Annotated in this window: 21 protein-coding genes; 6 read left to right on the forward strand and 15 right to left on the reverse strand. The window is 70.5% G+C overall.

Annotation, left to right across the window (positions count from 1 at the left end; all coding sequences use genetic code 11):
• Window positions 1-123 precede the first annotated feature (123 nt).
• Window positions 124-768: a TetR/AcrR family transcriptional regulator gene (locus tag KIP79_RS22755; protein ID WP_214106925.1), complete on the reverse strand. Its 645-nt coding sequence runs from the start codon at window positions 766-768 to the stop codon at window positions 124-126.
• A gap of 107 nt (window positions 769-875) precedes the next feature.
• Here KIP79_RS22755 and KIP79_RS22760 point away from each other — a divergent pair, with 107 nt between their 5' ends.
• The 3 genes from KIP79_RS22760 to KIP79_RS22770 are packed head-to-tail and all read left to right on the forward strand — an operon-like array spanning window position 876 to window position 4,590.
• A complete protein-coding gene (locus KIP79_RS22760) occupies window positions 876-1,412 on the forward strand; it encodes a (2Fe-2S)-binding protein (RefSeq protein WP_214106926.1) in 537 nt (178 codons plus the stop codon).
• Complete coding sequence (locus tag KIP79_RS22765; protein ID WP_214106927.1) at window positions 1,409-2,401, forward strand: FAD binding domain-containing protein; 993 nt, start codon at window positions 1,409-1,411, stop codon at window positions 2,399-2,401. The genes KIP79_RS22760 and KIP79_RS22765 overlap by 4 nt, the downstream gene beginning before the upstream one ends.
• Entirely contained in the window at window positions 2,398-4,590 is a 2,193-nt protein-coding gene (locus KIP79_RS22770) for a xanthine dehydrogenase family protein molybdopterin-binding subunit (protein ID WP_214106928.1), read from the forward strand. Before KIP79_RS22765 ends, KIP79_RS22770 begins: the two co-directional genes overlap by 4 nt.
• Here the strand turns inward: KIP79_RS22770 and KIP79_RS22775 are convergent.
• Entirely contained in the window at window positions 4,561-5,451 is an 891-nt protein-coding gene (locus KIP79_RS22775) for a DMT family transporter (protein ID WP_214106929.1), read from the reverse strand. The two genes, KIP79_RS22770 and KIP79_RS22775, sit on opposite strands and share 30 nt — an antisense overlap.
• A 72-nt stretch (window positions 5,452-5,523) precedes the next feature.
• Here KIP79_RS22775 and KIP79_RS22780 point away from each other — a divergent pair, with 72 nt between their 5' ends.
• Complete coding sequence (locus tag KIP79_RS22780) at window positions 5,524-6,642, forward strand: carboxylate-amine ligase (RefSeq protein WP_214106930.1); 1,119 nt, start codon at window positions 5,524-5,526, stop codon at window positions 6,640-6,642.
• On the opposite strand, the gene KIP79_RS22785 is transcribed toward KIP79_RS22780, so the two are convergent.
• The 4 genes from KIP79_RS22785 to KIP79_RS49590 all read right to left on the reverse strand — a co-directional run bounded on the left by KIP79_RS22785 (window position 6,625) and on the right by KIP79_RS49590 (window position 11,803).
• Window positions 6,625-8,169: an NAD(P)-binding domain-containing protein gene (locus KIP79_RS22785; protein ID WP_214106931.1), complete on the reverse strand. Its 1,545-nt coding sequence runs from the start codon at window positions 8,167-8,169 to the stop codon at window positions 6,625-6,627. The two genes, KIP79_RS22780 and KIP79_RS22785, sit on opposite strands and share 18 nt — an antisense overlap.
• A complete protein-coding gene (locus KIP79_RS22790; protein WP_214106932.1) occupies window positions 8,169-8,702 on the reverse strand; it encodes a carboxymuconolactone decarboxylase family protein in 534 nt (177 codons plus the stop codon). The genes KIP79_RS22785 and KIP79_RS22790 overlap by 1 nt, the downstream gene beginning before the upstream one ends.
• 85 nt (window positions 8,703-8,787) lie before the next feature.
• Window positions 8,788-9,342: a carboxymuconolactone decarboxylase family protein gene (locus KIP79_RS22795; RefSeq protein WP_214106933.1), complete on the reverse strand. Its 555-nt coding sequence runs from the start codon at window positions 9,340-9,342 to the stop codon at window positions 8,788-8,790.
• An 82-nt stretch (window positions 9,343-9,424) separates the two neighbouring features.
• On the reverse strand, window positions 9,425-11,803 hold the full coding sequence (locus KIP79_RS49590; RefSeq protein WP_214106934.1) for an ABC transporter permease: 2,379 nt from the start codon (window positions 11,801-11,803) through the stop codon (window positions 9,425-9,427).
• Between the two features lie 163 nt (window positions 11,804-11,966).
• On the opposite strand from KIP79_RS49590, the gene KIP79_RS22805 reads away from it, so the two are divergent.
• Both KIP79_RS22805 and KIP79_RS22810 read left to right on the forward strand, forming a co-directional pair.
• Window positions 11,967-12,455, forward strand: coding sequence for an anthrone oxygenase family protein (locus KIP79_RS22805; protein ID WP_250213668.1), 489 nt, complete (start codon window positions 11,967-11,969; stop codon window positions 12,453-12,455).
• 4 nt (window positions 12,456-12,459) lie between these two features.
• Window positions 12,460-12,675: an RNA-binding S4 domain-containing protein gene (locus KIP79_RS22810; protein WP_214106935.1), complete on the forward strand. Its 216-nt coding sequence runs from the start codon at window positions 12,460-12,462 to the stop codon at window positions 12,673-12,675.
• Window positions 12,676-12,682: 7 nt separating this feature from the next.
• Here KIP79_RS22810 and manA read toward each other — a convergent pair whose 3' ends face one another.
• The 9 genes from manA to KIP79_RS22855 form a co-directional block, all read right to left on the reverse strand.
• Window positions 12,683-13,765 carry a mannose-6-phosphate isomerase, class I gene (manA, locus tag KIP79_RS22815; protein ID WP_308169842.1) on the reverse strand — a complete coding sequence of 361 codons (1,083 nt, stop codon included), beginning with the start codon at window positions 13,763-13,765 and terminating at the stop codon, window positions 12,683-12,685.
• 25 nt (window positions 13,766-13,790) lie between these two features.
• Window positions 13,791-15,731 carry a cellulase family glycosylhydrolase gene (locus KIP79_RS22820; protein WP_214106936.1) on the reverse strand — a complete coding sequence of 647 codons (1,941 nt, stop codon included), beginning with the start codon at window positions 15,729-15,731 and terminating at the stop codon, window positions 13,791-13,793.
• An 11-nt stretch (window positions 15,732-15,742) separates the two neighbouring features.
• The gene (locus tag KIP79_RS22825) at window positions 15,743-16,684 is read right to left on the reverse strand and encodes an ROK family protein (RefSeq protein WP_214106937.1); all 942 of its coding nucleotides are present in this window, start codon (window positions 16,682-16,684) and stop codon (window positions 15,743-15,745) included.
• 34 nt (window positions 16,685-16,718) lie between these two features.
• On the reverse strand, window positions 16,719-19,130 hold the full coding sequence (locus tag KIP79_RS22830; protein ID WP_372453646.1) for a glycoside hydrolase family 2 protein: 2,412 nt from the start codon (window positions 19,128-19,130) through the stop codon (window positions 16,719-16,721).
• Window positions 19,127-19,906, reverse strand: a complete 780-nt coding sequence (locus tag KIP79_RS22835) for an ABC transporter ATP-binding protein (protein ID WP_214107029.1) — start codon at window positions 19,904-19,906, stop codon at window positions 19,127-19,129. Before KIP79_RS22835 ends, KIP79_RS22830 begins: the two co-directional genes overlap by 4 nt.
• A complete protein-coding gene (locus KIP79_RS22840) occupies window positions 19,906-20,847 on the reverse strand; it encodes an ABC transporter ATP-binding protein (RefSeq protein ID WP_214106938.1) in 942 nt (313 codons plus the stop codon). The genes KIP79_RS22835 and KIP79_RS22840 overlap by 1 nt, the downstream gene beginning before the upstream one ends.
• Window positions 20,847-21,752 carry an ABC transporter permease gene (locus KIP79_RS22845; RefSeq protein WP_214106939.1) on the reverse strand — a complete coding sequence of 302 codons (906 nt, stop codon included), beginning with the start codon at window positions 21,750-21,752 and terminating at the stop codon, window positions 20,847-20,849. Before KIP79_RS22845 ends, KIP79_RS22840 begins: the two co-directional genes overlap by 1 nt.
• The gene (locus KIP79_RS22850) at window positions 21,749-22,744 is read right to left on the reverse strand and encodes an ABC transporter permease (protein WP_214106940.1); all 996 of its coding nucleotides are present in this window, start codon (window positions 22,742-22,744) and stop codon (window positions 21,749-21,751) included. The genes KIP79_RS22845 and KIP79_RS22850 overlap by 4 nt, the downstream gene beginning before the upstream one ends.
• A 61-nt stretch (window positions 22,745-22,805) precedes the next feature.
• Window positions 22,806-24,560, reverse strand: coding sequence for an ABC transporter substrate-binding protein (locus KIP79_RS22855; protein WP_214106941.1), 1,755 nt, complete (start codon window positions 24,558-24,560; stop codon window positions 22,806-22,808).
• Between the last annotated feature and the right edge of the window lie 103 nt (window positions 24,561-24,663).

A 24,663-nucleotide genomic window follows, 5' to 3' on the forward strand; every position in this document is an offset into this window, starting at 1 on the left:
CCCGGGCAGGCTCCAGCGTCAGTCTCTAGCACGGCCTCGCAAGTCCAAGCAAGAACGACGTCGAGCGGGCGGCGCACCCCAAGTTTCACCTATCCGTGGGCGCCACGAAGTGGCATGAGGTCTCTAGCGCAGGCCGGGGAGCCCGAGGGCGAAGGCGGACAGGGCCCGGACCAGGGTCGGCATCATGCGCGGGCAGGTGGCGGCGAGGTCCGGATCCTGGGCGTACAGCTCCCGCATGGTCGGGGGCGGGTTGACCACGGGGTGCAGGGCCCCGGCCAGGGCGCAGGCGGCCGACACCAGCTCGACCCCCTCGCCGGGGTTGAGCACGGGGTGGGCGGCGGCGACGGCGTCGCCCAGGGTGGCGATCACGTGGAGGGCCGTGCGCTTGTAGGTGCGGGCGGCCTCCACCGACACGTTGTGTTCCAGCGTGATCGAGGTCTGGCTGAGGAGATCGCAGAAGAACGGGCGCTCGGTGAGGGTCCTGCTCAGCACCTGGACGGGATCCTCACCGGCCGCCAGCAGCCGGACGGCCTCCTCGGCCCAGTCCTGCCAGGCTTCGGCCGCGAGTTCGAGGTAGATCTCCTCGCGCGTCCCGAAGTAGCGCACGACGTTGGACTTGGCGAGCCCGACCGCCGCCGCCACGCCGCCCAGCGAGACGTTCTGCACGCCTGACTCGCGTGCCAGCTCCCGGGCGGCGTCCAGGATCGCCTCCCGGCGGAGTTGTTTCTGCTCCGGTCGCCTGGCCCGGATGAACGCCGCTTTTCCCATGGCAGGGCAAGCATACCGACACGTAAAAGAACGCCGTTCTCTTGTTAAGAGAGCAGCGTTCTGTTAGCGTCCGCCGCAGGACCCAGTTCCCTACCGGAGGAGCGGCCGTGGCCGACGTACACCTCAGGATCAACGGCGTGGACCGGCGGCTCGAGGTCGAACCCCGGGTCAGCCTGCTGGACGCGCTGCGTGAGCGGCTCGGGCTCACCGGCACCAAGAAGGGCTGCGACCAGGGCGCCTGCGGCGCCTGCACGGTGCTGGCCGACGGCGAGCGCGTCCTGTCCTGCCTGGCCCTGGCGGTGCAGTACGAGGGCCGCGAGATCACCACGATCGAGGGCGTGGCCGACCCCATCCAGCGGGCCTTCGTCCGGCACGACGGCTTCCAGTGCGGCTACTGCACCTCGGGCCAGATCTGCTCGGCCCTGGGCATGCTGGCCGAACACGCCGCCGGGGCCCCCAGCGCGGTCACCGAGGGCCTGGCCGCCGCCGAGATCGAGCTCACCGAGGCCGAGATCAGGGAGCGGATGAGCGGCAACCTCTGCCGGTGCGGGGCCTACAACGGGATCGTCGCGGCCATCCAGGAGACCCAGGAGACCAGAGTCGCCGAACGCGACGTGCCCACCCTGGTGGAGGGACGCCGATGAAGGACTTCGCCTACCTGAGCGCACCCGACGTGCCCACCGCGCTCCAGGCCATCGCCCGGCCGGGCGCCAGGTTCCTCGGCGGCGGCACCAACCTGGTGGACCTGATGCGCCAGAACATCGAGCGCCCGGACACCGTCATCGACATCACCCGGCTCCCGCTGGACCGCGTCGAGGAGCTCCCCGGCGGCGGGCTCCGGGTCGGCGCGCTGGTCCGCAACAGCCACCTGGCCGCCCACCGTGCGGTCCGCGAGCGCTACCCGATGCTGGCCCAGGCCATCCTGGCGGGGGCCTCCGGTCAGCTCAGGAACATGGCCACGGTCGGCGGCAACCTGCTGCAGCGCACCCGCTGCGCGTACTTCACCGACCTGTCCGCCGGCTGCAACAAGCGGCAGCCGGGCAGCGGCTGCGACGCCGTCGGCGGGTTCAACCGGAACGCCGCCGTCCTCGGGGCCTCGGCGAGCTGCGTGGCCACCCACCCCTCCGACATGTGCGTGGCGCTGGCCGCGCTGGACGCGGTGGTCGAGCTGGAGAGCGTGCGCGGCGTCCGGCGGGTCCCGCTGACCGGGTTCCACCGGCTCCCCGGGGACACCCCGCAGGTGGAGACCGAGATCGCCGCCGACGAGCTGATCACCGCCGTCGAGCTGCCCGCGCTGCCGGTGGCCGCCGCCTCCCGGTACCGCAAGATCCGCGACCGGGCCTCGTACGCCTTCGCGCTGGTCTCGGTGGCCGCCGCCATGCACGCGCGGGATGGAGTGATCACCGACATCCGGCTGGCACTCGGCGGGGTGGCCACCCGGCCGTGGCGGGCCCACCAGGCGGAGCGCGAGCTGCTCGGCGCGCCCGCCACCGAAGAGAGCTTCCGCCGGGCAGCGGAGGCCGAGCTGGCCGCGGCGGTGCCGCAGTCGCAGAACGGTTTCAAGATCGAGCTGGCCCAGCGGGCGATCACCGCCACCCTGCGGCAGCTGCTCACCGAAGGAGGCGCGGCATGACGACCTACGTCGGCGAAGCGGTGGACCGGGTGGACGGCACGGCCAAGACCACCGGCGGGGCGCGCTTCTCGGCCGAGTACCCCTACCCGGACCTGGCCCACGCCGCCCTGGTGCACGCCACGGTGGCCAGGGGGCGGATCACCCGGCTGGACACCACGGCGGCGGAAGCCGTACCCGGGGTGATCGCGGTGCTCACCCACCGGAACGCGCCGCCGCTGAAACCCGCGCCGAGGGTGACCCCGCTCAACCTGGCCACGCTGGCCTCCGGCACCTCGGTGAACTACCTCAACACCGACGAGGTGCACTGGAACGGGCAGCCGGTGGCCGTGGTCGTGGCCGAGTCGCCGGAGGCCGCGCAGGAGGCGGCGCACCTGGTCGAGGTGGCGTACGCGCACCTGCCCGCCACGGTGGACTTCGCGGCGGCCGAGCCGGACGCCAAACCGCAGAAGAGCAACCTGATCATGTCGGGCGGTGCGGTGAAGGGCGACCCGGAGGCGGCGCTCGCGGCGGCGCCCGTCGCGCTCGACCTGCGGTACACCACGCCCCCGCACCACCACAACGCGATCGAACCGCACGCCACCACCGCGCACTGGGCGGACGGCAGGCTGACCCTGCACGACGGCGCGCAGAACATCTACTGGACCCGCGACCACCTGGCGATGAGGTTCGGCATCCCCAAGGACGACATCCGGGTGCTCTCCCCGTTCGTCGGCGGCGCGTTCGGCGGCAAGACCATGGTCTGGCCGGGCACCATCCTCGCCGCGATGGCCGCCAAGGCCACCGGCCGCCCGGTCAGGCTCATGCTGACCAGGGAGGGCGTCTACCGCACGGTCGGCGGGCGCACCCCGTCCACCCAGCGGGTGGCCGTCGGCGCGGACGAGTCTGGCCGGATGACCGCGCTCATCCACACCAGCGTGACCCTGACCGGGCGGGTCGGGGGCGGCCCGGAACAGGTCACCTCGCAGACCCGGCACCTTTACGACGCCGCCGCCATCCGGGTCCAGCAGAACCTGGTCGAGCTGGACGTGCTCTCCAACACGGTCATGCGCGCCCCGGGCGAGTCGATCGGCACGTTCGCACTGGAGGCCACCGTGGACGAGCTGGCCTACCGGCTGGGCGTGGACCCGATCGAACTGCGCGCCCGCAACGAGCCCGCCCGCAACCCCATGGACGGCAAGGCGTTCGCCCACCGCAAGCTGCGCGAGTGCTTCGAGCAGGGGGCCAAGGAGTTCGGCTGGGCCGGCCGGAACCCGGAGCCGCGCTCCACCAGGGACGGCCGGTGGCTGGTCGGCACCGGCGTGGCCGCCGCCTACCACCCGTCCTGGCAGTTCCCCGCCAACGTCACGGTACGCCTGTCGGCCGACGGCACCGCCCTGGTCCGCTGCGGCTTCCACGAGATGGGCATGGGCGGGGCCACCGCCCAGGCGCAGATCGCCGCCGACGCGCTGGGCCTGCCGGTGGAAGCGGTCACCGTGGAGTACGGCGACACCCGGCTGCCCACCGGCCCGGGCGCGGGCGGCTCCGCCCAGACCGCGAGCGTGGCCGCCGCCCTGGTGGCCGCCTGCGAGAAGCTGACGCGCTTGGCGCGCGCGCTGGCCCGCAGAACCCCGGGCGCGGCCGGGGCGAGCTACCCGGAGATCCTGCGCCTGGCCGGGCGCGACTCGATCGAGGCCCGGGTGGGCTCCGACACCCGGCTCGGCACGGCGGTCGGCCAGCTGCGCTTCGCCGGCAAGCTCATGTCCGACCGCCGCCGCTGGGTGAAGGCCGCCTGCGGCGCCCAGTTCTGCGAGGTACGGGTGGACGCCGACACCGGGGAGGTCAGGGTCACCCGCTGGCTCGGCGTCTTCGACGTGGGCCGGGTGATCAACGCCAAGACGGCGGCCAGCCAGCTACGCGGCGGCATCGTGATGGGCATCGGCATGGCGCTGGCGGAGGAGACCCTGGTGGACCCCAGGACCGGCCGGATCATGAACGCCAGCCTGTCGGAGTACCACGTGCCCGTGCACGCCGACGTCCCGGCAATCGAGATCCGCTACCTGGACGACCCCGACCCGACCATGCCGCTCGGCCTGATCGGGGTGGGCGAGGTGAGCATCACCGGGGTGGCCGGGGCGATCGCCAACGCGGTCTTCCACGCCACCGGGCGACGGATCAGGGACCTACCCATCACTCTGGACAAGCTGCTGTGACGGGCGCATGCGGCTGATCGCCACACCGGCCAGGCAGAGCGCGCCCCCGGCCAGGGTGAGCCAGGCCGGCACCTCGCCGAGCACCGCCCAGGCCATCAGCACCACCAGCGCGGGCACCACGTAGGTGGTCGCGCCCATCTTGCCGGCGGTGGTCCTGGCCAGCGCGTACGCCCAGGTGGTGAAGGCCAATGCGGTCGGGAAGACGCCGAGGTAGACGAGGTTGAGTGTGGCGGAGAGCGGCGCGTGCGCGGCCTCCGTCACCAGCTGGCCGGCGAACGGCAGGCAGACCACCGCGCCGATGACGCAGCCGAACGTGGTGACCTGGAGCGCCGAGGCGTGGACCAGCGCGGGCTTCTGGGCCACCGTGGCGCCCGCCCAGGTGAGCGCGGCCACCACACAGAGCGCCACGCCCAGCACCGAGGAGCCGCCGCCGTCCGACATGGAGATCCCCACGAGCACCGCGCCGCCGAAGGAGACGGCCATCCCGGCCAGCAACCGGGCGGGGAAGCCCTCCTTGAGCAGCAGCCCGGAGAGCAGCGCGATGATGATCGGCCCGATGTTGACCACCATCGCGGCGGTGCCCGCGTCCACCTCCTGCTCGCCCCAGTTGAGCGCCACCATGTACACCCCGAACCAGAGCACCCCGGAGATCACGATGCCCGGCCAGGCCGCCCGGGGCGGCAGCCCCTCCCGGCGGAGCAGCAGGATGATCACCAAGGCGCAGGACCCGGCCAGCATGCGGCCGAGGGCGAGCGCGCCCGGGGAGTACGAGGCCACCGCGTGCCTGATCGAGACGAAGGCCGAGGCCCACAACACCACGGTGACGGCGGCGGCGATCAGCGCACGTCTGTCCACGTTCATGCCCAGACCTTAGGGTTTGCTGACCTCTGCACGCATCGCAATAAACGGACCTCGAAATTAGGCTGGACCGCCGTGACGACTTTCGATCAAGCCTGTCCCTTGGTCGGCGTGGAGGAGGAGTACCTGCTCGTCGATCCGGAGACCCGGGCCGCCAGGCCCGAGTCTGCCGCCGTGGTGGCGAAGGCCACGACGGAGCTGGGCGAGCGGGTGGGCACCGAGATCACCCGGTACCAGGTGGAGGCCAAGACCGAGCCCTGCACGGACCTGGCGGAACTGGCCGAACAGCTGCGCCTCATGCGCGCGGCGGTGGCCGAGGCCGCGGCGGGCGAGGGCGCGCGCGCCGTCGCCTCCGGCACGGTGGTGCTCGGCGACGTGGTCCCGCCACTGATCACCGACCATCCCCGGTACGGCGTCGGCATCGCCAACTACCGCTCCATCCACGACGAGCAGAGCATCTGCGCCGGGCACGTGCACGTGCACCTGCCCGACCGGGAGCGCGCGGTGCTGACCGCCAACCACCTGCGCCCCTGGCTGCCGGTGCTGATCGCGCTGCTGGCCAACTCCCCGTTCTGGGCCGGGCGGGTCACCGGCTACGCCTGCTGGCGCACCCTCTGCTGGGGCAAGTGGCCGGTGGCCGGGCCGCCGCCGTACTTCGCCTCGGCCGCCGAGTACGACGAGACGGTGGCCCGGCTGACCGAGGCCAAGGTGCTGGTGGACCCGGGGACGATCTTCTGGGACGTCCGGCCGTCGGCGCGGCTGCCCACGCTGGAGGTGCGGGTGACCGACGTGCCCGCCACGGCCGAGGAGTCCGTGCTGCTGGCCGCGCTGGTCCGGGGGCTGGTGGTGGCCGCGCTGGACCGGGTGGACGCCGGTGATCCCGGGCCACGGCTCAGGGACGAGCTGCTCCGGGCCGCGTACTGGCAGGCGGCCAGGGACGGGATGGACGGGAACGGCATCGATCCCGTCACCGGCCGGCTGGCCTCCGCCGCGGAGCGGGCCGACGCGCTGCTCCGGTACGTGCGCCCGGCCCTGGAGCGGACCGGGGACCTCAAGCTGGTGGAGTCGCGGCTGGCCAGGCTGGCGGTGGTCGGCACGGGGGCGGCGCGGCAGCTGGCCGCCCACGCCCGCCGGGGGTCACCGGCGGACGTGGTCGACCATCTCGTCGAGACCCTCTCAGGAGGTCTCGGCTAGCCGCTCCGCGAGGAAGGCGTAGAGCGGTTCCACGTGGCGTACGGGGTTGCGCCACGTGGCCAGCAGGTCTTCCAGCAGGTGGCGCTCGGCGACCTGCTCGCCGTGGCGCCACGACCTGATCACCGGGTGCAGGAAGGCGCTGTCGTGCGCCATCTCGGGTGAGGGGTGGCGCTGGATGGCGAACACGTCGCCGTAGTCCTGGCGTCCCCAGCGCAGGGTGACCGTGAAGAGTTCGGCCTCCTCGGCGAAGCGCGCCACCGCGTAGTCCTCCGGCAGATCCTGATAAAGGCGGATATTTCCGGTGGTGCGGTCGAGGACGTAGGCGTCGCAGAGGTACTCGAACTGGGTCCAGAGCGCGGAGCTCCAGTTGACCCGGTCCAGCATGGTGGCGCCGAGCTTCTCGTGGTCGAGCTCGATCTGCCTGGTCTCGAACGGGACGCCCTCGTACCGTTCGGCCAGCAGGGCGGTCATCGTGCGCAGGTTGTACCGGAAGCCGTCGATGAACGCCGAGGATGCCCGCTTCAGGTCGCGGGCCTGCATGAGGGTGCCCGCGAAGTAGAGGCCGTCCACGTTGGCCGACTGCCAGTCGGGGCGGATGGCCGGGATGCGGCCGTTCGCCGCCAGGTCCGGCAGGCAGGACTCGTCGAAGATCGCCCGGCTCATGGTGAAGCCGGTGCAGCGGATGACCGTGTCGTACTCCAGCAGGGCCTGCTCGCCCTCGGCCAGGGTGTAGGTGATGGCCGCCTTGTAGGTGTCACCCTCCCGCCAGAGCCGGTTGATGTCGCACTCCAGCACGCCGTGCAGGGTCTTGAACCAGTAGCTGTCCAGGAAGGCGCCGTACTGGCCGCGCACGTCGCCGGGGTGCTTGCTGTTCCAGGCCAGCCGTACGGGGTGCGGGCTGGCCAGGTGCACGATGGCGGCGTGCGGGAGCACGGCCTGGGCGGTCTCGAAGGCCGAGTTGCCCTTGCCGATGATGAGCACCCGCTGCCCGGTGTACGCGGTGCCGTCCACCTCCATGTCCTCGTAGCCGGTGGCCAGCTCGATGCCCGGGATGTCGGGGATGTTGGGGCCGCCCCAGCCGATGGCGACGATCACGCACTCCGCGTGGTAGGTGTCCTCCCCCGCGGTGACCACGAAACGGCCGTCGACTTTCGCCACCCGATCGACCGGGGTGTTGAAACTTACATTGAGCCGGTGCCCCCGCTGGAAGTCCGCGAGGTACCTGACGAGATCGTCGGCGCCCGGCAGGTACTCGCTGGAGTAGCGCGGGAACATCAGCTCCGGGTCGTCGTTGAGGAGGGAGTTCCAGTCCCAGCGGAGCTTGATCTCCGGCTCCTCCTCGACCGTGTGCACCTTGTTCAGCGAGATCAGGCGCCGGTGCCGGGGGTAGGTACGAAAGAACGCGCCGGGGGCCTCGGTGCGCTCCAGCGTGACGTAGTCCGCGCCGGCGCGCTGCAGGTAGTAGCTGAGCTGGAGACCGGCGGGGCCGGCGCCGATGATCAGGTAACGGTGGGTGTGCTCCGCCATCAGCGCACGTACCCCTGGGTGACGATGACCTGGGCCATGCCCGCGTAGGCGGCCGGGTCCTCGGGGGTGAGCGAGGCCAGGCCGTCCACGTACCGGTTGAACATGCAGAAGGCCGCCGCGATGAGCACCGCGTCGTGGATCTCCACGTCGTCGGCGCCCGCCTCGCGGGCCGCGGCGATGTGCTCCTCGGCGACTTTGCGGCCGCTCTCCTGGACCGCCCCGGCGATGGTGAGCAGGGCCCGGAGCTTGGGGGTGACGGGCGCCGCGCCCAGGTCGGCTCGGACCTGCTCGACCAGGTCCATACCCTCGTCGAGTTGGGCGGCGGCGAACGCGGCGTGCGAGGAGTAGCAGAAGCGGCAGTCGTTCAGCGCGGACACGTAGGCCGCGATCAGCTCCCGCTCGCCCCGGGGAAGGCTGTTCTCCCCCCGGAGCAACACCTCCGCGAGTTCGCTCATCGGGCGGGCGGTCTGCGGTCGATAGGCGAAAAGCCCGGTGATTCCAGGTAGGTCGTTCCCCAACGCGATGTGCGGCATGGACTCTCCTAGGTGATCGGCGAATGCCTCCCCCGCAGGTTCGGCGAACACCGTCACACGGTCAACCAGCCCATGCCACGAAATTTCATCCGAGGCGGAGAGAGTCCGCCAATACCGCCAAATATCCGTCGGTTCGCTGGGCCCGCGCGGCGTATACCGCCGGGTCGTCGGGGGCGAATGTGTCGAGGCCGTCCACGTACCGGTTGAACATGCAGAAGGCGGCGGCGATGAGCACGGTGTCGTGGATTTCGACGTCCGTCGCGCCCGCCTCCTTCGCGGTGGTGATGTGCTGTTCGGAGACCTTCTGCCCGCTCTCCTGGACCGCCCCGGCGATGCCCAGCAGCGCCCGGAGCTTGTCGGAGATCGGGGCCGCGGCCAGATTGGCCTTGACCTGCTCCACCAGCACCATGCCCTCGGGCAGTTGCACGGCCGCGATGGCGGCGTGGGTGGAGTAACAGAAGCGGCAGGCGTTCAGCGCCGACACGTAGGCGCCGATCAGTTCCCGTTCGCCACGGGAGAGGCTGTTCTCCCCGCACAGCAGCACTTCCGCCAGCTGGTTCAGCGGGAGCGCGGTCTCCGGTCGAAACCGGAAAAGACCACGAATTCCCGGCTCGTCCGAGTTGAGCGTGATGTGCGCCATGAACATCCTCCTGGTCAGAGAAATATGGTGACTTGACCAGATTCGCCCGGCGCAATCTTCCCCGCATCTCCGGAATTGCGCGTTATTCCGCCCGCAATGCCTGACCCAGGTTCACCCGGCCCGCCTGACGGCCGGGGTGACCGGCCAGCACGATCGCCACCACCAGCGCCACCGGGCCGGCCAGCGCCAGCGTCCAGCCCGAGGTCGGGGGCAGGTACTGCAGCGGCATGATGCCGGCCGCCACCCGCCAGGCCACCCGGCCGAGCGCCAGCCCAAGCGGCACCCCGGCCAGCAGGCCGAGCAGGGTGATGGTGGCCGCCTGGGTGGCCACCACCAGGCGGCACTGGCCGCGGGTCAGGCCGAGCGCGCGGAGCACGACCAGGTCGTGGCCGCGCCGCCGCACCGCGGTGACCAGGGCGTGCCCGACCGCGCCCACCGCCAGCAGCGCCAGGAAGCCGCCCAGCGCCAGCGGCAGCACCTCGACGTTGCGGATCTCGCCGAACTGGCGCGGGGTGAACGGGGTGAAGACCAGCAGGCCGTCGGCGGTCTGGCGGAGCCGGGCCGCGACCGCCAGCGGGTCGGCGCCCTCACGCAGCGCGACCAGGCCGCCGTGCTCCTTGAAGCCGGTGAACAGCCGCCCGAACCCGGTCACGGCGAGCCAGGCGCCGGTGTCGTAGCCGCGGGTGGAGGTCTCCACGCCGAAACCGATCCCGGTCACCCGGAAGATCCCGCGCCCCCGGTCCCCGGCCAGCGGCACGGTGTCGCCCACCCTTGCCCGCAGCAGTTCGGCGCTGGCCGGGGCGAGCACCACCTCGTCGTCGCCGCTGGGGGCGTGGCCCTCGGTGAGCACCAGCGGCAGCGGCCGGCCGGCCGGGTCGAAGCTGTGCGTCACCACGGTGCCGCCGCGGCTCGTCCCCGGGGCCATGCGCAGGTCGGTGACGCCGGTCACGTCCGGGTCGCGGGCCAGCGCGGCCAGCACCTCGGCGGGCGGCAGGTAGTCCCGGCCGTCGAAGCCGAAGACCGTCATCAGCTGGTAGTTCTGGCCGAACCTGGCCGGGTTGCCGGCCGCGTCGCTCACCCCGGCCGAGAAGGTGAACGCGGCCAGCACCCCGAGCACGCCGGTGACCGCCCCCAGCAGGGCCGGGCGCACGGGGATGCCCCGGCCGGGCTCCAGCGCGAACCGGGTGCCGACCACCACGGTCACCGGCAGCCCGAGCGAGGTCACGGCGGCCGCCACCGCCGAGCGCCGGCCCGGCGGGCGACGCCGCGGCGGTGCCAGGCCCGCCCAGGCGGCCACCCAGGCCGCCACCGCCACCAGCGCCGGGATCAGGAGCAGCCCGGTGCCGAGCACGGGCAAGTCCACGTCGGGGCCAGGGTCGGGCTCCCTGGCCGCCGCCGCGCCGAACGGCAGCCAGGCCGAGGCGAGCACCGCCAGGGCCACGGCGGCCATGGTTCCGGCCAGGGCCGCCAGGAAGGGGGCGAGCGCGCCCAACCTGGCCCCCTGCCGCCGGGTCAGGCCGACCGCCACCAGGGTGCGGAGTTCGACGCCGCAGGCCGTGCCGTACCGGACGACGGCCTGGCCGAGCAGCACGCTGGCGGCCAGGAAGGCGGCCAGGCCGAAGGCGAGCAGGCAGGCGCTCTCGAAGGCGATCACGTCCTTGCTGTGCCGGACGGCCTCGGCGCGGTCGAGCACGTCGATCTCCACCCGGCCGCCCACCCTGGCCAGCCCGGCGCGGAACCCCGGCAACCCGGCGGCGCCGTCGCTCAGCCGGACCAGGCCGTTGAGCGGCACCTGCCCGCCGTCCCCCAGGAAGTTGGCCCGGTACGCGGCGAGCAGCCCCGGCGACGGGATCAGCCTGCCGGTCTGGCCCACCTCGTCGGCGTACCAGAAGGAGCGGACCACGCCGACGATGCGCAGCCGGACGGCCGGGCCGTGCGGCTGTCCGGTGTCCTGGGCGCCGACGGCGGTGGCGGCCTGCTCGGGGGTGGCCAGGCGGCTGGTGACCGTGTCGCCCACGCCCAGCCCGACGGCGGCGGGGAAGCCCGCGGTGACCACGGCCTCGTCGGGGCGGGCGGGGTCGGGGAGGCGGCCGGCCAGCACGACGGGGCGCTCGATGGTGCGCATCGCCTCGGTGTCGGCCGGGATGAACGAACTGATCGAGTCGTCGGGCCGCTCGTCCAGAGGAAGCGAGGTGTAGGCAGGGAAGGTGGTCACGGCCGCCACGCCGGGCAGGGCGCGGACCGCGGCCCAGTCGAAGCCGGCCTGGTTGGGCAGGACCGCGACGGTGGCGGGCAGCGTGCGGGCCAGCAACCGGTCCACCGCGTCGGCGCCGCGCCGCGCCCCCGCCACCGCGGTCAGCACCGTCGCTCCCGCGAAGGCCACCAGCAGGGCCAGCACCAGCAGCGAGCGGCCGCGCCGCCGTACTTCCAGGCGCACCCAGACCCGCGCCACGTCTTTCACGTCGTCAGTCTCCGGCGGGCGGGACCTGCCCTGGCAGGGTGTTAACCCTCAGGACGCCAGATCCCTCGACCAGAGCCGACCGAACGGGCACCCGAGACATTACGGTTTCAGAGGGGAGCCGATCTCCCCGGGTCAGTGGGTCGAACGGCGGGAGCTGGTGGCGATGATGGTGGTGACGGCCGTCCTTGCGGCCCTGACGCTCGTGCTCACCGGCTGGATCGCCGGGCTGTTCTACGCGTACTCGGTCTCGGTGATGATCGCCCTGGACGCCATCGCCCCCGAGCACGCGGTCGCCACCATGCGCAGCATCAACATCAGGATCCAGAACCCGGCCTTCTTCGCGTCCTTCCTCGGCACGCTCCCCGCCGCCATCCTCACCGGCGTGCTCCTCCTCATCGACGGCCAGACCACCCCCGGCATCCTCTTCCTCGCCGCCGCGGCCGCCTACCTGTTCGGCACCTTCGTCCCCACCGTCGCGGTCAACATCCCCCTCAACAACGCCCTGGACGCCAGCACCGACCCCGCCCCCCAGACCTGGACCGCGTTCTCCCCCCGCTGGACCCGCTGGAACCACCTGCGCACCCTCGGCAGCACCGCCAGCCTTCTCCTGGTCGGCCTCGCCATCACCACCTGGGCCACCGCCCTATCCTGACCGGGTGCGCCAAACCTTCACCCTCCAGTCCGACTGGATCGCGCTCTGCGACCTCCTCAAGTACTGCGCCATCACCGAGTCCGGCGGCGAGGCCAAACACTTCATCGCCGAAGGCAACGTCCACGTGGACGGCACCCTCGAACTCCGCAAACGCCGCAAGATCCACGCCGGCCAGACCGTCACCGGCGAGGGCTTCGAAATCCACGTCACCGGCCCGTGAGGAAGCTCTAGGCGCGGGGTTCGGCGCAGAAGACGGTGCCCTGGCCGGTGAGGTCCAGGGGGCCTTCGGTGGCGGAGGCGTACAGGGCGTCGGCGGGGTGGAGTTTGAGGTCGTCGGCGATGGTGACGGTGCCTTCCACGCAGATGAGGATGCGGGGGATGGCGCCGGGGAGGCGGTAGCCGTCGCCGGGGGTGAAGCGGCGGAGCTGGAACTCGGGGGCGGGGGTGAGGTAGACGTCGTTGACGGGGATGATCTCGGCCGGTTGGGTGGCGGGGTCGGTGATGCGGAGGAGTTCCTCGACGTCGATGGGCTTGGGGGTGAGACCGGCGCGCAGGACGTTGTCGGAGCTGCCCATGATTTCGACGCCGAAGCCCTTGAGGTAGCAGTGCAGCACCCCGGCGCCCAGGTAGAGGGCCTGGCCGGGGGCCAGGTCGTGGCGGCGCATGAGCAGGGGGGCCAGGACGGCGGGGTCGGACGGGTAGAGGGCGGCCAGCTCGGCCACGAGGTCGAGTTCGCAGGCCCGTACGACGTCCTGGACCAGGGCGGCGCGGGCGTCGGCGGGCCATGTGACCAGGGTGCGGAGGGCGCCCAGCACGTCGCCGGCGGCGAGCCGGTCGATCACGGGGGCCAGCGCGGGCAGGTCGAGCGCGGTGAGCAGGGCCGCGGACTCGCCGGGCGGGCGGAACCCGGCGAGCGCGGCGAACGGGGTGAGCGCGCAGATCATCTCCGGCTTGGGCCACGGGTCGGAGTAGTTGCGGTCGCCCCGGATGAACCCCTCCGCGGCCTGCTCGACCGACGGGTGGACCTGCATGGACAGCGGCTGATCCACCGCGATGAGCTTCATCAGGTACGGCAGCCGCTCCCCGAACCGCTCGACCAGACCCGCCCCGAGCTCGCCCGCCGGGTCCGCCGCGATGACCGCGTCCAGCGTGGTCTGCACACCAGCCCGGGCGAGGCGCGAGGGCCCGGAGGGGTGCGCCCCCAGCCACATCTCCGCCTCGGGCCCGGCCGCGGTACGACCGGTGAGCGCGGCGATGGCCGTGCGGGAACCCCAGGCGTAGTCCTTGATCGGGTTGGTGAGCAGATCCACGTGCCGTCCTTCAGAGAGTCAGGGACTATTCCGCCCTGATGTTGTCAATGTCAAATGAACCCGGGCTAACCCAAACGAACATTCCTCGCACATCGGCGAGATCCTCCAGTGAACACGACATGGCCGAGGTCAGATCGATCTCGACCGGGACCGTGCTGTCCTGGTTCGCCCAGGTGAAGGAGGACTGGCACCAGCTCCACCCGGGACCGTACTGGAGCGCGACCGCGACCGAGGTGCCCGCCGCGCCGGTCTTCAGGTCCCACTTGAACGTGGACTTGCCGGACAGGTTGACCGGCTCGGGGAAGGCCGCCCCGAACCAGGCGTTGTTGGAGGTGATCCGGAGCCCTGAGGTCCCGTCGGTGGCGAAGGCCGAGGTCTGCTCGACGGTGCCGGCGTCGGTCTGCCAGTTGCCCGGCGCCCAGCCCTGCACGCCGTCCTCGAACGAGAAGAGCTTGACCGCCGCGGTCGGGTCGGGCTTCACGGTGACCGTGATGTCGGCCACGTTGGAGAGGCGGCCGGCCGCGTCCTTGATCGTGTAGTGCGCGACGGCCCGGCCGGAGAAGCCGGTGGGCGGCGTGTAGGTCACCTTGTCACCGGTCAGTTTGAAGTCCCCGGACGTGGTCTGCCGTCCCGGCGTGGCCGGGTCGAGGTCGATGGTCGAGGGCTTGACGTAGGACCGGTACGCGATGTCGTTGGCGGCCACGTCCAGCGTCGCCCCCGTGCCGAAGTCGACGGTCACCGCGTCGTGGTCGGCCATCGGCGGCAGCGAGCGCTGCCCGGAGCGCAGCTCGTTCCCGGCGTTGGTGAGCGTCTGGCAGACCGGGGACGGACAGTACACGGTGAAGCCGTCGTAGTCCGGGTAGAGCGTGCCGTCGTCCTGGGCGCCGGAGAGGATCCAGTACAGCCAGCCGTTGCCGCCCGCCGAGCGCACCGCCTCGGTCCACTCCTGGTAGACCACGTTGCGGGTGGCCTTGTTGCGGAAGCCGAACTCGCCGAGGAGGGAGGCCTTGCCGAGCTGGCGGGCCTTGCGGATGTGGCTGGTGATCCACTGGGTGCCCCAGGCGGCGTCCTTGGCCCAGCCGTCCGGGTAGAGGTGGAAGCTCATCACGTCCACCGCGGGGAGCTTGGTCAGCGCGGTGTTGTCCACGCCCTCGCCGCAGTTGATCGTCCAGTCGGAGCTCGCCTGGTCGTCGCAGCGGAAGCCCTCGTCGCCGACGCCGACCAGGTGCCTGCTGTCCTTGGACTTGATGAACCGGGTCATCTCGTCGGCCCAGGTGGTGAGGATCTGGGGGTTGCAGCTGGACGGCGGGTAGAGGCCGGAGCCCTTGCAGCGGGGCTCGTTGCCGAGTTCCCACATCATGACCGTGGGGTCGTCCTTGTACTTGACCCCGGTCAGCGTGTTGACGCGGTTGAGGACGTGGTTGATCCAGTCCTTGTACCAGCCGCGGATGCGGGCGTCGGTGTAGAAGGCGTCGTGGTTGGTCAGGCCGGCCCAGCGGACGTACTGGTCCATGCCGCCGAAGTCCGACCAGTTGTTGGTGAACGGAATGATGAGCTTGATGCCGACCTGGCGGGCCTTGTAGAGCACGTAGTCCAGGCGTTCCAGGCCGTCGGGGCCGTCGTTGTAGGCGGGCTTGGTCCCGTCCCAGTACTGGAAGTAGACGCCGTCGGCCTTGCCCGCGACCGAGTTGGAGCCGTCCTGGTTGCCGATGTCGAGCCAGCCCCAGGTCCGCATGACGTTGAACTTAGCGGCAGCCGCGTCGTTCAGCACGTCATCGGTCATGGTCCGTGACTTGTAGTGCAGGTAGTAGTTGTTGGTCCCGGCGAACTGGAACTTCTTCCCGTTCAGGTACAGGTCCGCGCCCTTGCGGGTGACGAACCCGTTGTCGTTGTGCGCGGACGCGGGGGCGGGAATGGCGATCAGTGCCGCCGATAACGCCATGGTCAGGATGGCGGTCAGTCTCACTGGCTGCTCCTTCAGGATGGTTGGTCCCCGAGTACGAGTGCCGCGGCGCCGTACAGACCGGCGTCTCGGCCGAGCGTGGTGGCGTCCACCCGGAGCCGACGCAGGAACTCCATCCCGGCCTGGCGGGCGACGGCCTGCCGTAGCGGGGTCAGCAGCGTGGGACCCGCCGCCGCCACCCCGCCCCCGATGACAACGTTGTCAACGTCAAACAGAGCCGCGGCGGAGAGGATCGCCGTGCCGAGCGCGTCGGCGGCGCGCTGGAAGGCCAGCCGAGCCACCGGGATCCCGCGTTTGGCGTCGGCGGCCAGCGCCCGCGCGTCCACCGGACGGCCCGCCCAGAAGGACGGCTCGACCGCAGCCCGCCAGCCGTTGGCCAGCGCCCAGCGCACCATGCTCGGCCCGCTGGCCACCGTCTCCACGCAGCCGACCGCGCCGCACGGGCAGGTCTCCCCGTCGCGGTCCACGCTGATGTGCCCGATGTGCCCGGCGTTCCCGCTCGGCCCCAGGTACGGCACACCGTCCACCACCACACCGCCGCCGATCCCGGTGGAGACCACGATGCCCAGCAGCGTGCCGTGCGGCTTGGCGCCATAGGCCCCTCGCCACCACTCCCCGAGGGTCATGCACTGGGCGTCCCCGGCCAGCCGCACCGGCAGGCCGGGCAGCAGCGTGCCCACGGTCTTCACCAGCGGGAACTCCCGCCAGCTCGGAATGTTCACCGGGCTCACCGTGCCCGCGGGCACATCCAGCGGCCCGGCGGACCCGATGCCCACCCCGGTCAGGCCGGACTCCCCGGTCAGCCCGGGCACCGCGATCCGGCTGACCAGCTCGGTGAGGGTTCCCGCGGCGTCGCCCCCGACCGGCAACTCCAGCCGGGCGGTGATCACCCCGGTGGGCTCCACCATGGCCGCCGCGAACTTGGTGCCTCCGATGTCGATTGCCAGCACCGTCATCTCTGCCCCTCACTCCTGTCTGACGGAACCATGGTCACGACCGGCCCTCGTTGAAGCAGCGCAGCACCGGATGCGCGGTGAGCAGAGCGGGATCCAGCTCCGCCCCCGACACCTGGAAGGTGGCCGTCTCACCCGGCAGCAGGGTGACCAGTTGCTCGTCCACGGTGGCGTCCGGGTGCAGCCGGTCGGGGAACAGGGCCAGCTCGCGCACGAGCGTACGAGCGGTGATCGTGACCCGCTGCCCGTCGACCGTCGCCTCGTACTCGGCGGTCGGGAACTCGGTGGCCGGGTCCTCGGTGAAGAACCGCAGCGCCCGTACCTCGCCGAGGGTGGCCACCAGCAGTTCGCGGGCGGGCTCGGCGGGGGCCAGCGAGGGCGGGAGCGGGAGGGGCAGCGTGCCGCGCGGTGGCACGGTGACCGGGAACTCCTCCTTGGCCAGGGTCTCGCCGGTGACCGACTGCCGGACCACGGCGAGCTCCCCTGTCCACTCCTCGGCGCTGTCGTTGACCACCACGAGCACGTCCGCGTCGGCGGCCAGCCCGTGCGCCGCCGCCACCGACGCGTCCTGAAATGTCAGCATCCGGTCGGCAAAGGCGCGGCGCATGCCGTACCAGAGCGGCTTGCGCCGCCCGTCCCCGTCCACCGCCGCCCAGGAGGTGACCGGCCAGCAGTCGTTGAGCTGCCAGACCAGCGTGCCCATGCAGTACGGCGCCAGCGCCCGGAACCGCTCCACCCCGAAGGCCATCGCCCTGGCCTGGTTGAGCTGGGTGTAGTAGTGCCAGTCGTCGAAGTTCTCCGGCGCCGGCAGGTGCTCCCCGAGACCGCGCAGCAGCTTCCCGTTGCCGTCCACGGCCTTCTGGTGGTGGGCGACCCCCTTGGAGTCCGGCGTGAGCGGCTCGTCGCTGACCGACCGGCGCAGCGTGGCATAGGTCGGCGGCCCCTGGAACCCGAACTCGGCCACGAACCTCGGCACGTAGGTGGCGTAGAAGGAGTAGTCCTCCCGGTTCCACACCGTCCAGATGTGGGTGGACCCGTACTTCGGATCGTTCGGCTCCCCCTCCGGCGACCCCGAGTACGGGCTGCCCGGCCAGTACGGCCGCGTCGGATCGAGCTCCCCCACGATCCGGGGGAGCAGGTCGTGGTAGAACCCGGCCCCCCAGCTCCGCGACTCCAGCCGCTCCTGCCACCCCCAGTCCGCGAACCCTTCCAGGTTCTCGTTGTTGCCGCACCAGAGCACCAGGCTGGGATGGCTCGCCAGCCGGGCCACCTGCTGCCGCGCCTCGGCCTCGACCTCCTGCCGGAACGGCCCCTCCTCGGGGTAGGCCGCGCAGGCGAACGGGAAGTCCTGCCAGACCAGCACGCCCAGCCGGTCGGCCAGCGCGTAGAAGTCCTCGCTCTCGTACAGGCCGCCGCCCCAGACCCGGAGCGTGTTGGCGCCGGTCTCCACCAGCTGGGCGAAGCGCTGCTCCAGCCGCTCGGGGGTGACGCGGTTGGGGAAGCAGTCGTCGGGGATCCAGTTGAAGCCCTTGGCGAAGACGGGCACCCCGTTGATGACGAAGCGGAACGCCTCCCGGTCCAGCTCGACCGTGCGGAAGCCGATCTCCCGGGTCCAGACGTCGTCCCCGACCTGGACGGTGAGCGGGTAGCGGGGCTGGTCGCCGTAGCCGCGGGGCCACCAGAGGTCCGGGTCGGGCACGGTCACGGTGACCACGCCGGTGCGCTGCCCGGGCGCCAGCCGTACCTCCTCGGTGCGGCCCGCGATCGAGGCGGTCACGGTGAGCGGGCCCTCGGTCGCCCGGTCCACCCGTACGTGCACGTCCACCCGGCCCACGCCGTCGGCGACGGTGACCAGGGGCCGCACCTCGGCCAGCCGGGCGGTGTTCCAGGTGTGCAGGTAGATGGGACGCCAGATGCCGGAGGTGACCACCGTCGGTCCCCAGTCCCAGCCGAAGTTGCAGGCCATCTTCCGGATGAACTGGTACGGCTGGTCGGCGTAGGCTCCCGGCCGGTCGCCCAGCGCGGCCCGCTGCCGCTCGGCGTAGGCGTACGGCGCCTCGAAGAGGATCTTCAGCGTGTTCCTGCCCTCGGTGAGCAGGTGCCGGACCGGAAACCGGTAGGACCGGTGCTGGTTGGCGGTCTGCCCGAGCTGGACCCCGTTGAGCAGCACGGAGGCCACCGTGTCCAGCCCTTCGCAGACCAGGTCCGCCCGCTCGTCCTCGGTGGGCGTCCAGGTGAAGGAGGTCTCGTACGACCAGCCGGTGCGCCCGACCCAGGTCAGCCGGGTCTCGTTGTCGTCCAGGTAGGGATCGGGGATGACCCCGGCGGTGAGCAGGTCGGTGTGCACGCATCCGGGAACCGTGGCCGGCAGCCCCGCCACCACCGGGCGGGGCTGCCCGGTGGACGAGACCGCCGTGACGGTCCAGCCTTCGTGCAACGTCGTGATCACACGCCCTCCCATTTGCGGTGCAGTTGCGGCACCGAGGCGAGGAGCTTCCTGGTGTAGGCGTGCTCCGGAGCCTCGAAAACCTTTTCCGTCGGGCCGTACTCGACGATCCTGCCCTGGTACAGGACCACCGTGCGCTCGCTGATGTAGTTGCCGAGCGCCAGGTCGTGGGTGATGAACAGCACCCCGAGACCGCGCTGCTTCAGGTCGGCCAGCAGGTTGAGCACGTCGATCCGGGTGGACGCGTCCAGCATGCTGGTGATCTCGTCGGCCACCAGGAAGCCGATGTCGAGCAGCAGCGCCCTGGCGATCAGCAGGCGCTGCAGCTGGCCGCCACTGAGCTGGTGCGGGAACTTGTTCAGCACGGCGGCCGGGTCCAGGCGCACGTCCTGGAGGGCGGCGGCCACCTTCTCCCGCCAGGCCTGGGCGGACTCGCCGGGGAAGTAGACCTCCTTGATCATGCTGAAGATGCGGTCGGCCTTGAAGATCGGGTTGTAGGAGCTGAACGGGTCTTGGAAGACGCCCTGCACCTTCCGGTAGTACTCGCGCCGGTTCAGCTTGGTGATGTCGGCGCCGTCGAAGGTGATGGACCCGGCGGTGGCGGGGATCAGCCGGAGCACCATCTTGCCGATGGTGCTCTTCCCGCTGCCGCTCTCGCCGATCAGCGAGACCACCTCGCCGCGGCCGATCTCGAAGCTCACCTCGTCCACGGCCGTCGCGGTCCTGCCCCCGAACGTGCCGACCTTGAAGACCTTGGAGACTCCCTGGAGTTTGAGCATCATGCCTTCCAACACGCGACGTAGTGGTCCTTTTCGACCTCCACCACCGGGGGCTCCTCCCGGCACTTGTCGAAGGCCAGCGGGCAGCGGTCCTGGAAACGGCAGCCGACCGGCGGGTCCAGCAGCGAGGGCGGGTTGCCCGGGATGCCGGTCAGCTTCTTGTCCGCGTACCGCACGCCGACTTCGGGCAGCGAGGAGATGAGCAGTTGGGTGTACGGGTGCCGGGGCCGGTTGACGACGGCGTCGGACGGGGCCTTCTCGGCCAGCTTGCCCGCGTACATGACCATGATCGTGTCGGCCAGCTGGTTGGTCAGCGAGATGTCGTGGGTGATGAAGATCATGCTCTTCACGAAGCCCAGGTCCCGGAAACCCTTGAGCGTGGTCACCACGGCCTTCTGGGTGGACACGTCCAGCGCCGAGGTGATCTCGTCGGCGATCAGCAGCGACGGGTTGAGCAGGGTGGAGATGACCATCACCATGCGCTGCTTCATGCCGCCGGACAGCTCCATCGGGTAGCGCTTGAGCACGTCCCGGTCGAGCTCCACCAGGTCCAGGCGGCGGTGCAGCTCCTCGGTGTCCACCGTGACGCCGCGCGAGTCCAGCAGCTCGCGCACCATGCGGCCGATCTTGCGGGTCGGGTTCATGGCGCTCATCGAGTACTGCGGGATGATCGAGACCTCGGTGAACCTGAAGGGGTTCATTTTGACGGTGTCGCCGATGGGAAGTTCTTCGCCGTCCAGTTCCACCCGGCCGCCGACGTGTTTCATGCGGCCGTCCATCCGGATGAGGCTCTTGCCGAGGGTGGTCTTGCCGCAGCCGGACTCGCCCGCCAGGCCGAGGATCTCGCCGTCGGCCAGCTCGAAGCTGACCCCGTCCAGAGCCTTCACCTCGCCCCGCAACGTGCGGTAGTAGACCCTCAGGTCTTGCACACTCAGGGTCATCACAGCTCCCTCAGCTTCGGGTTGAACACCTCGTCGAGGCCCACGTTGGCCACGTACAGGGCGCCGACGATGGCGGTGATGCCGATGCCGGGCGGCACGAACCACCACCACAGGCCGAGCATCAGCGCGCTCCACTGGTTGGCGTGGTTGAGCATCAGGCCGAGCGAGACCCCGTCGGTCGGGCCCAGGCCGATGAAGTCGAGCGAGGAGGCGATCAGGATGGACCCGCCGAACAGCAGGATGAAGGTCATGAACAGGTAGGAGCTCATGTTCGGCGCGATCTCCCGCAGGATGATGCGGCCGGTCCGCACCCCGCTCAGCCGGGCCAGGTCCACGAAGTCCCGGCCGCGCAGCGAGAAGGTCTGGGCCCGGATCGCCCGGGCCGCCCACGGCCAGGAGGTCAGCCCGATCAGCAGCGCCTGCATGGCCACGCTCCGGATACCCAGGTAGGCGTTGATGATCAGCAGCACGGCCAGGGTGGGGATGACCAGGACCACGTTGGTGAACATGTTGAGGATCTCGTCCACCAGGCCGCCCCGGTAGCCGGCCACGAAGCCGACCAGCATGCCGATGATCGCGGCCAGGCCGCCGCCGAGCAGGCCGACCTCGAAAGTGCTCCGCACGCCGTACACGAACTGGGCCAGGATGTCCTGGCCGAAGGTGTTGGTGCCGAAGGGGTACTCCGCCGACGGGGGCAGCATCGGCTGGCCCACGTACGCCATCGGCGATTGGTCGTAGAAGAACGGCCCGATGATGCCGACCAGCAGGAAGATCCCCACAATGGTGGCGCCGACCAGCAGCTTGCCGTTGCGCACCGCGAAGTACAGGGCCTCCCGCCGTACGCTCACGGGCGGCGTGCCGGGGTCCGGCGCGGTGGTCGTGGAGACAGGATCGGTGGTGGTCATGTGGACGCTCCTGCCATTCCGGCCCGTGTGCGCGGGTCGACCACGACGTAGACGACGTCGATGATGAAGTTGGCGATCAGCACCCCGAGCACGATGAACAGGAAGGTGCCCTGGATGAGGAAGAAGTCCTTGTTCTGGATGGCCTTCAGGATGAGGCTGCCGATGCCCGGATAGGAGAACACGATCTCGGTCACCAGGGCGCCGGCCACCAGCACACCCAGTTGCAGGGCCAGGCCGGTGATCTGCGGGAGCACCGCGTTCCTGAAGGCGTACCTGCGGATCAGCCGGTGCGGGGCGCCGAGGGCGGCCAGGTAGTTGGAGTAGTCCGCCTCAAGCTCGTAAATGATCATGTTCCGCATGCCGATGGCCCAGCCGCCCAGCGCCACCAGGAAGAGCGAGGCGAACGGGAGCACCCAGTGCTGGGCGAGGCTGCCGATGAACTCCCAGGACCAGCTCGGCTGGAGCGCGAAGCTGTAGCCCCCGGCGACCGGGAGCACCCCGAGCACCACGCCGAACCCCCAGCAGAGCAGGATGGCGATCCACATGTACGGCGTCGCGGTGAGGATGTACCCCACCGGCAGCACCGTGTTGTCCAGCAGCTTGCGCCGGGCCGCCAGCGCCCCCGCCCAGTTGCCCACCAGCCAGCTGAGCAGGATGGCCGGGATCATCAGGCCCAGCGTGTACGGCACCGCCCCCAGGATCACGTCGGCGACCGGCTTGGGGTAGGCCCAGATGCTGATCCCGAAGTCCCCCGTGACCAGAGCAGCCCAGAAGTTGAAATATTGGGAAATCAGTGATTGGTCGAGGCCGAACAGGTCGGTGTAGTACGCCTGCATCGCGGCGACGGCCTCGGGCTGGGAGATGCTGGCCCGGGCGACCATGCTCGCCACCGGATCCCCCGGCATGAAGCGCGGAATCAGCCAGTTGACCGTCACGGCGACGAAGAACGTCAACCCGTAGATGAAGAGCTTCCGGCCGAAATATTGTCGCAAACCATCCTCCGGGGGATGTCGGGCGGGCCGTCCCCGGCCCGCCCGAATCAAATCGAGGCCGTTACGCTCCGGCCGGCTGCAGCTCGGTCAGCGTCAGCACGCCGCCCAGCTCCAGCCAGTTCCGCCACATGGTCGGGGGGTACTTCGGCGCGTTCGCCGCGTCGCTCGGCCAGTTCTTCCAGACCGAGCTGCTGACCTGCGACCAGAGGCCGTTGTACCAGAGCGGGATGATCGGCATGTCCTCCAGCTGGATCTTCTGCAGCTCGGAGGTGATCGCCTTCATGCCCTCCAGGTCGTCGGTCTTGGTGGCGTCCAGCTTGCCGACCAGCTCCCAGGCCTTCTCGTTCTCGTACCGGCCGAAGTTCACCGTGTTCTGGAGCTTCTGCACCGGCAGGTTGAAGATGTAGTCGTAGTACCGCTCCGGGGTGTTGGACAGCTGCCGCTCGTTGTTGATGAACATGTCGAACTTGCCGGTGCTGCGCTGCTCGACCAGGGCGTTGTAGTCGGGGAACTCGGGAGTCAGGTTGATGCCGACGTCCTTGGCGCCGGCCGCGATGACCCGGATGGACTCCATCCAGTCGGTCCAGCCGGTGGGCACGATGATCTTCAGGTCGATCTTCGAGCCGTCCTTGTTGTTGATGAAGCCGTCGCCGTCGGTGTCCTTGTAGCCGGCGTCGGCCAGCAGTTGCTTGGCCTTGGCCGCGTCGTAGCTGAAGCCCATCGAGCCGGTCACGCTCTTGTCGACGTACTTGTCCCACTGCGGGAGCAGGCCCGTCGGGTCGGCGGCCTTGACCAGGTTGCCGTAGACGTTCTCCACGATGCGCTTGGTGTCCACCGAGTAGGCCACGGCCTTGCGGAAGGCCGGGTCGTCCATCGGCTTCTTCTTGGTGTTCAGCACCAGCCAGGCGGTGTTGGCCGAGAGCATGTACGGCGCCTCGGCGTAGAAGGTGGAGACGCCGAAGTTGCCCTTGACCAGGTTGGCCACACCCGGCAGGAAGTTGTTGCTGAGGTCCAGCCCCTTCTGCAGCAGCAGGCCCATCGCGACCTCGTTGCTGGAGTTCACGATGTCCACGATGTACTTCGGCTTGACGTCCTTGCCCAGGGCCTTGATGCCCCACCAGTCGTCCCGCTTCACCCACGCCTGCCGGTCCTGGTCATGGCTGTGGTACTTGTACGGGCCCGTACCGACCGGGTTCTCGTTGGCGAAGTCGATGACCTCCTCGGGCTTCACCGACCCCCAGATGTGCTTGGGCACGATCGCGCGCTGGTAGACGTGGTTGGCCCACTGCTGGTAGCGGGCCTCCTTGAAGGTGAACTTGGCGGTCTGCGCGTCCACCACCTCGGCCTTGTCGAGGAAGGTCCAAATGTTGTGGTACGGCACCGTCTCGATCTTGCCGAGCTCGAAGGTGAACACCACGTCCTCGGCGGTGAACGGCTTGCCGTCGGACCAGGTGATGCCGGAGCGGAGCTTGAGGGTGTACTCCTTGTCCGAGGTCCACTCACCGCTCTCGGCCAGCCAGGGCTGGAACTTGTCGGTGTTGGGGTCGTACAGGAAGAGCGTCTCGTAGAGCAGGCCCTTGGTGCCGGTCGCGGAGTCCCACTCGCGGAGCGGGTTCCAGTTGGCCGGCGGGCCCCACATGGTGCCGCTGGAGTAGAGCGTCTCGTTCCGCGGGAACGACTTGGAGTCGGCGGGGGCCGCGGCGCTGGGTGCGGCGGCGGAACCTTGCGTCGACGGTGTCGTGCCCCCGCTCGAACAGGCGGCGGTGGCCAGGCCCACCGCCAGGAACGGGATCAGAAACCGGGTTCGGTTTCGCATCGTGTGTCTCCTTCCTCCTTGCGGGTGACCGCGTGGAGGTCCGTACATCAGCAGGCCTGAATCCCCGATGGATCGACCGTGCGCAGGGCGTCACATGGTCACA

The sequence above is a fragment of the Acrocarpospora catenulata genome, from assembly GCF_018476525.1.
Taxonomy (GTDB): domain Bacteria; phylum Actinomycetota; class Actinomycetes; order Streptosporangiales; family Streptosporangiaceae; genus Acrocarpospora; species Acrocarpospora catenulata.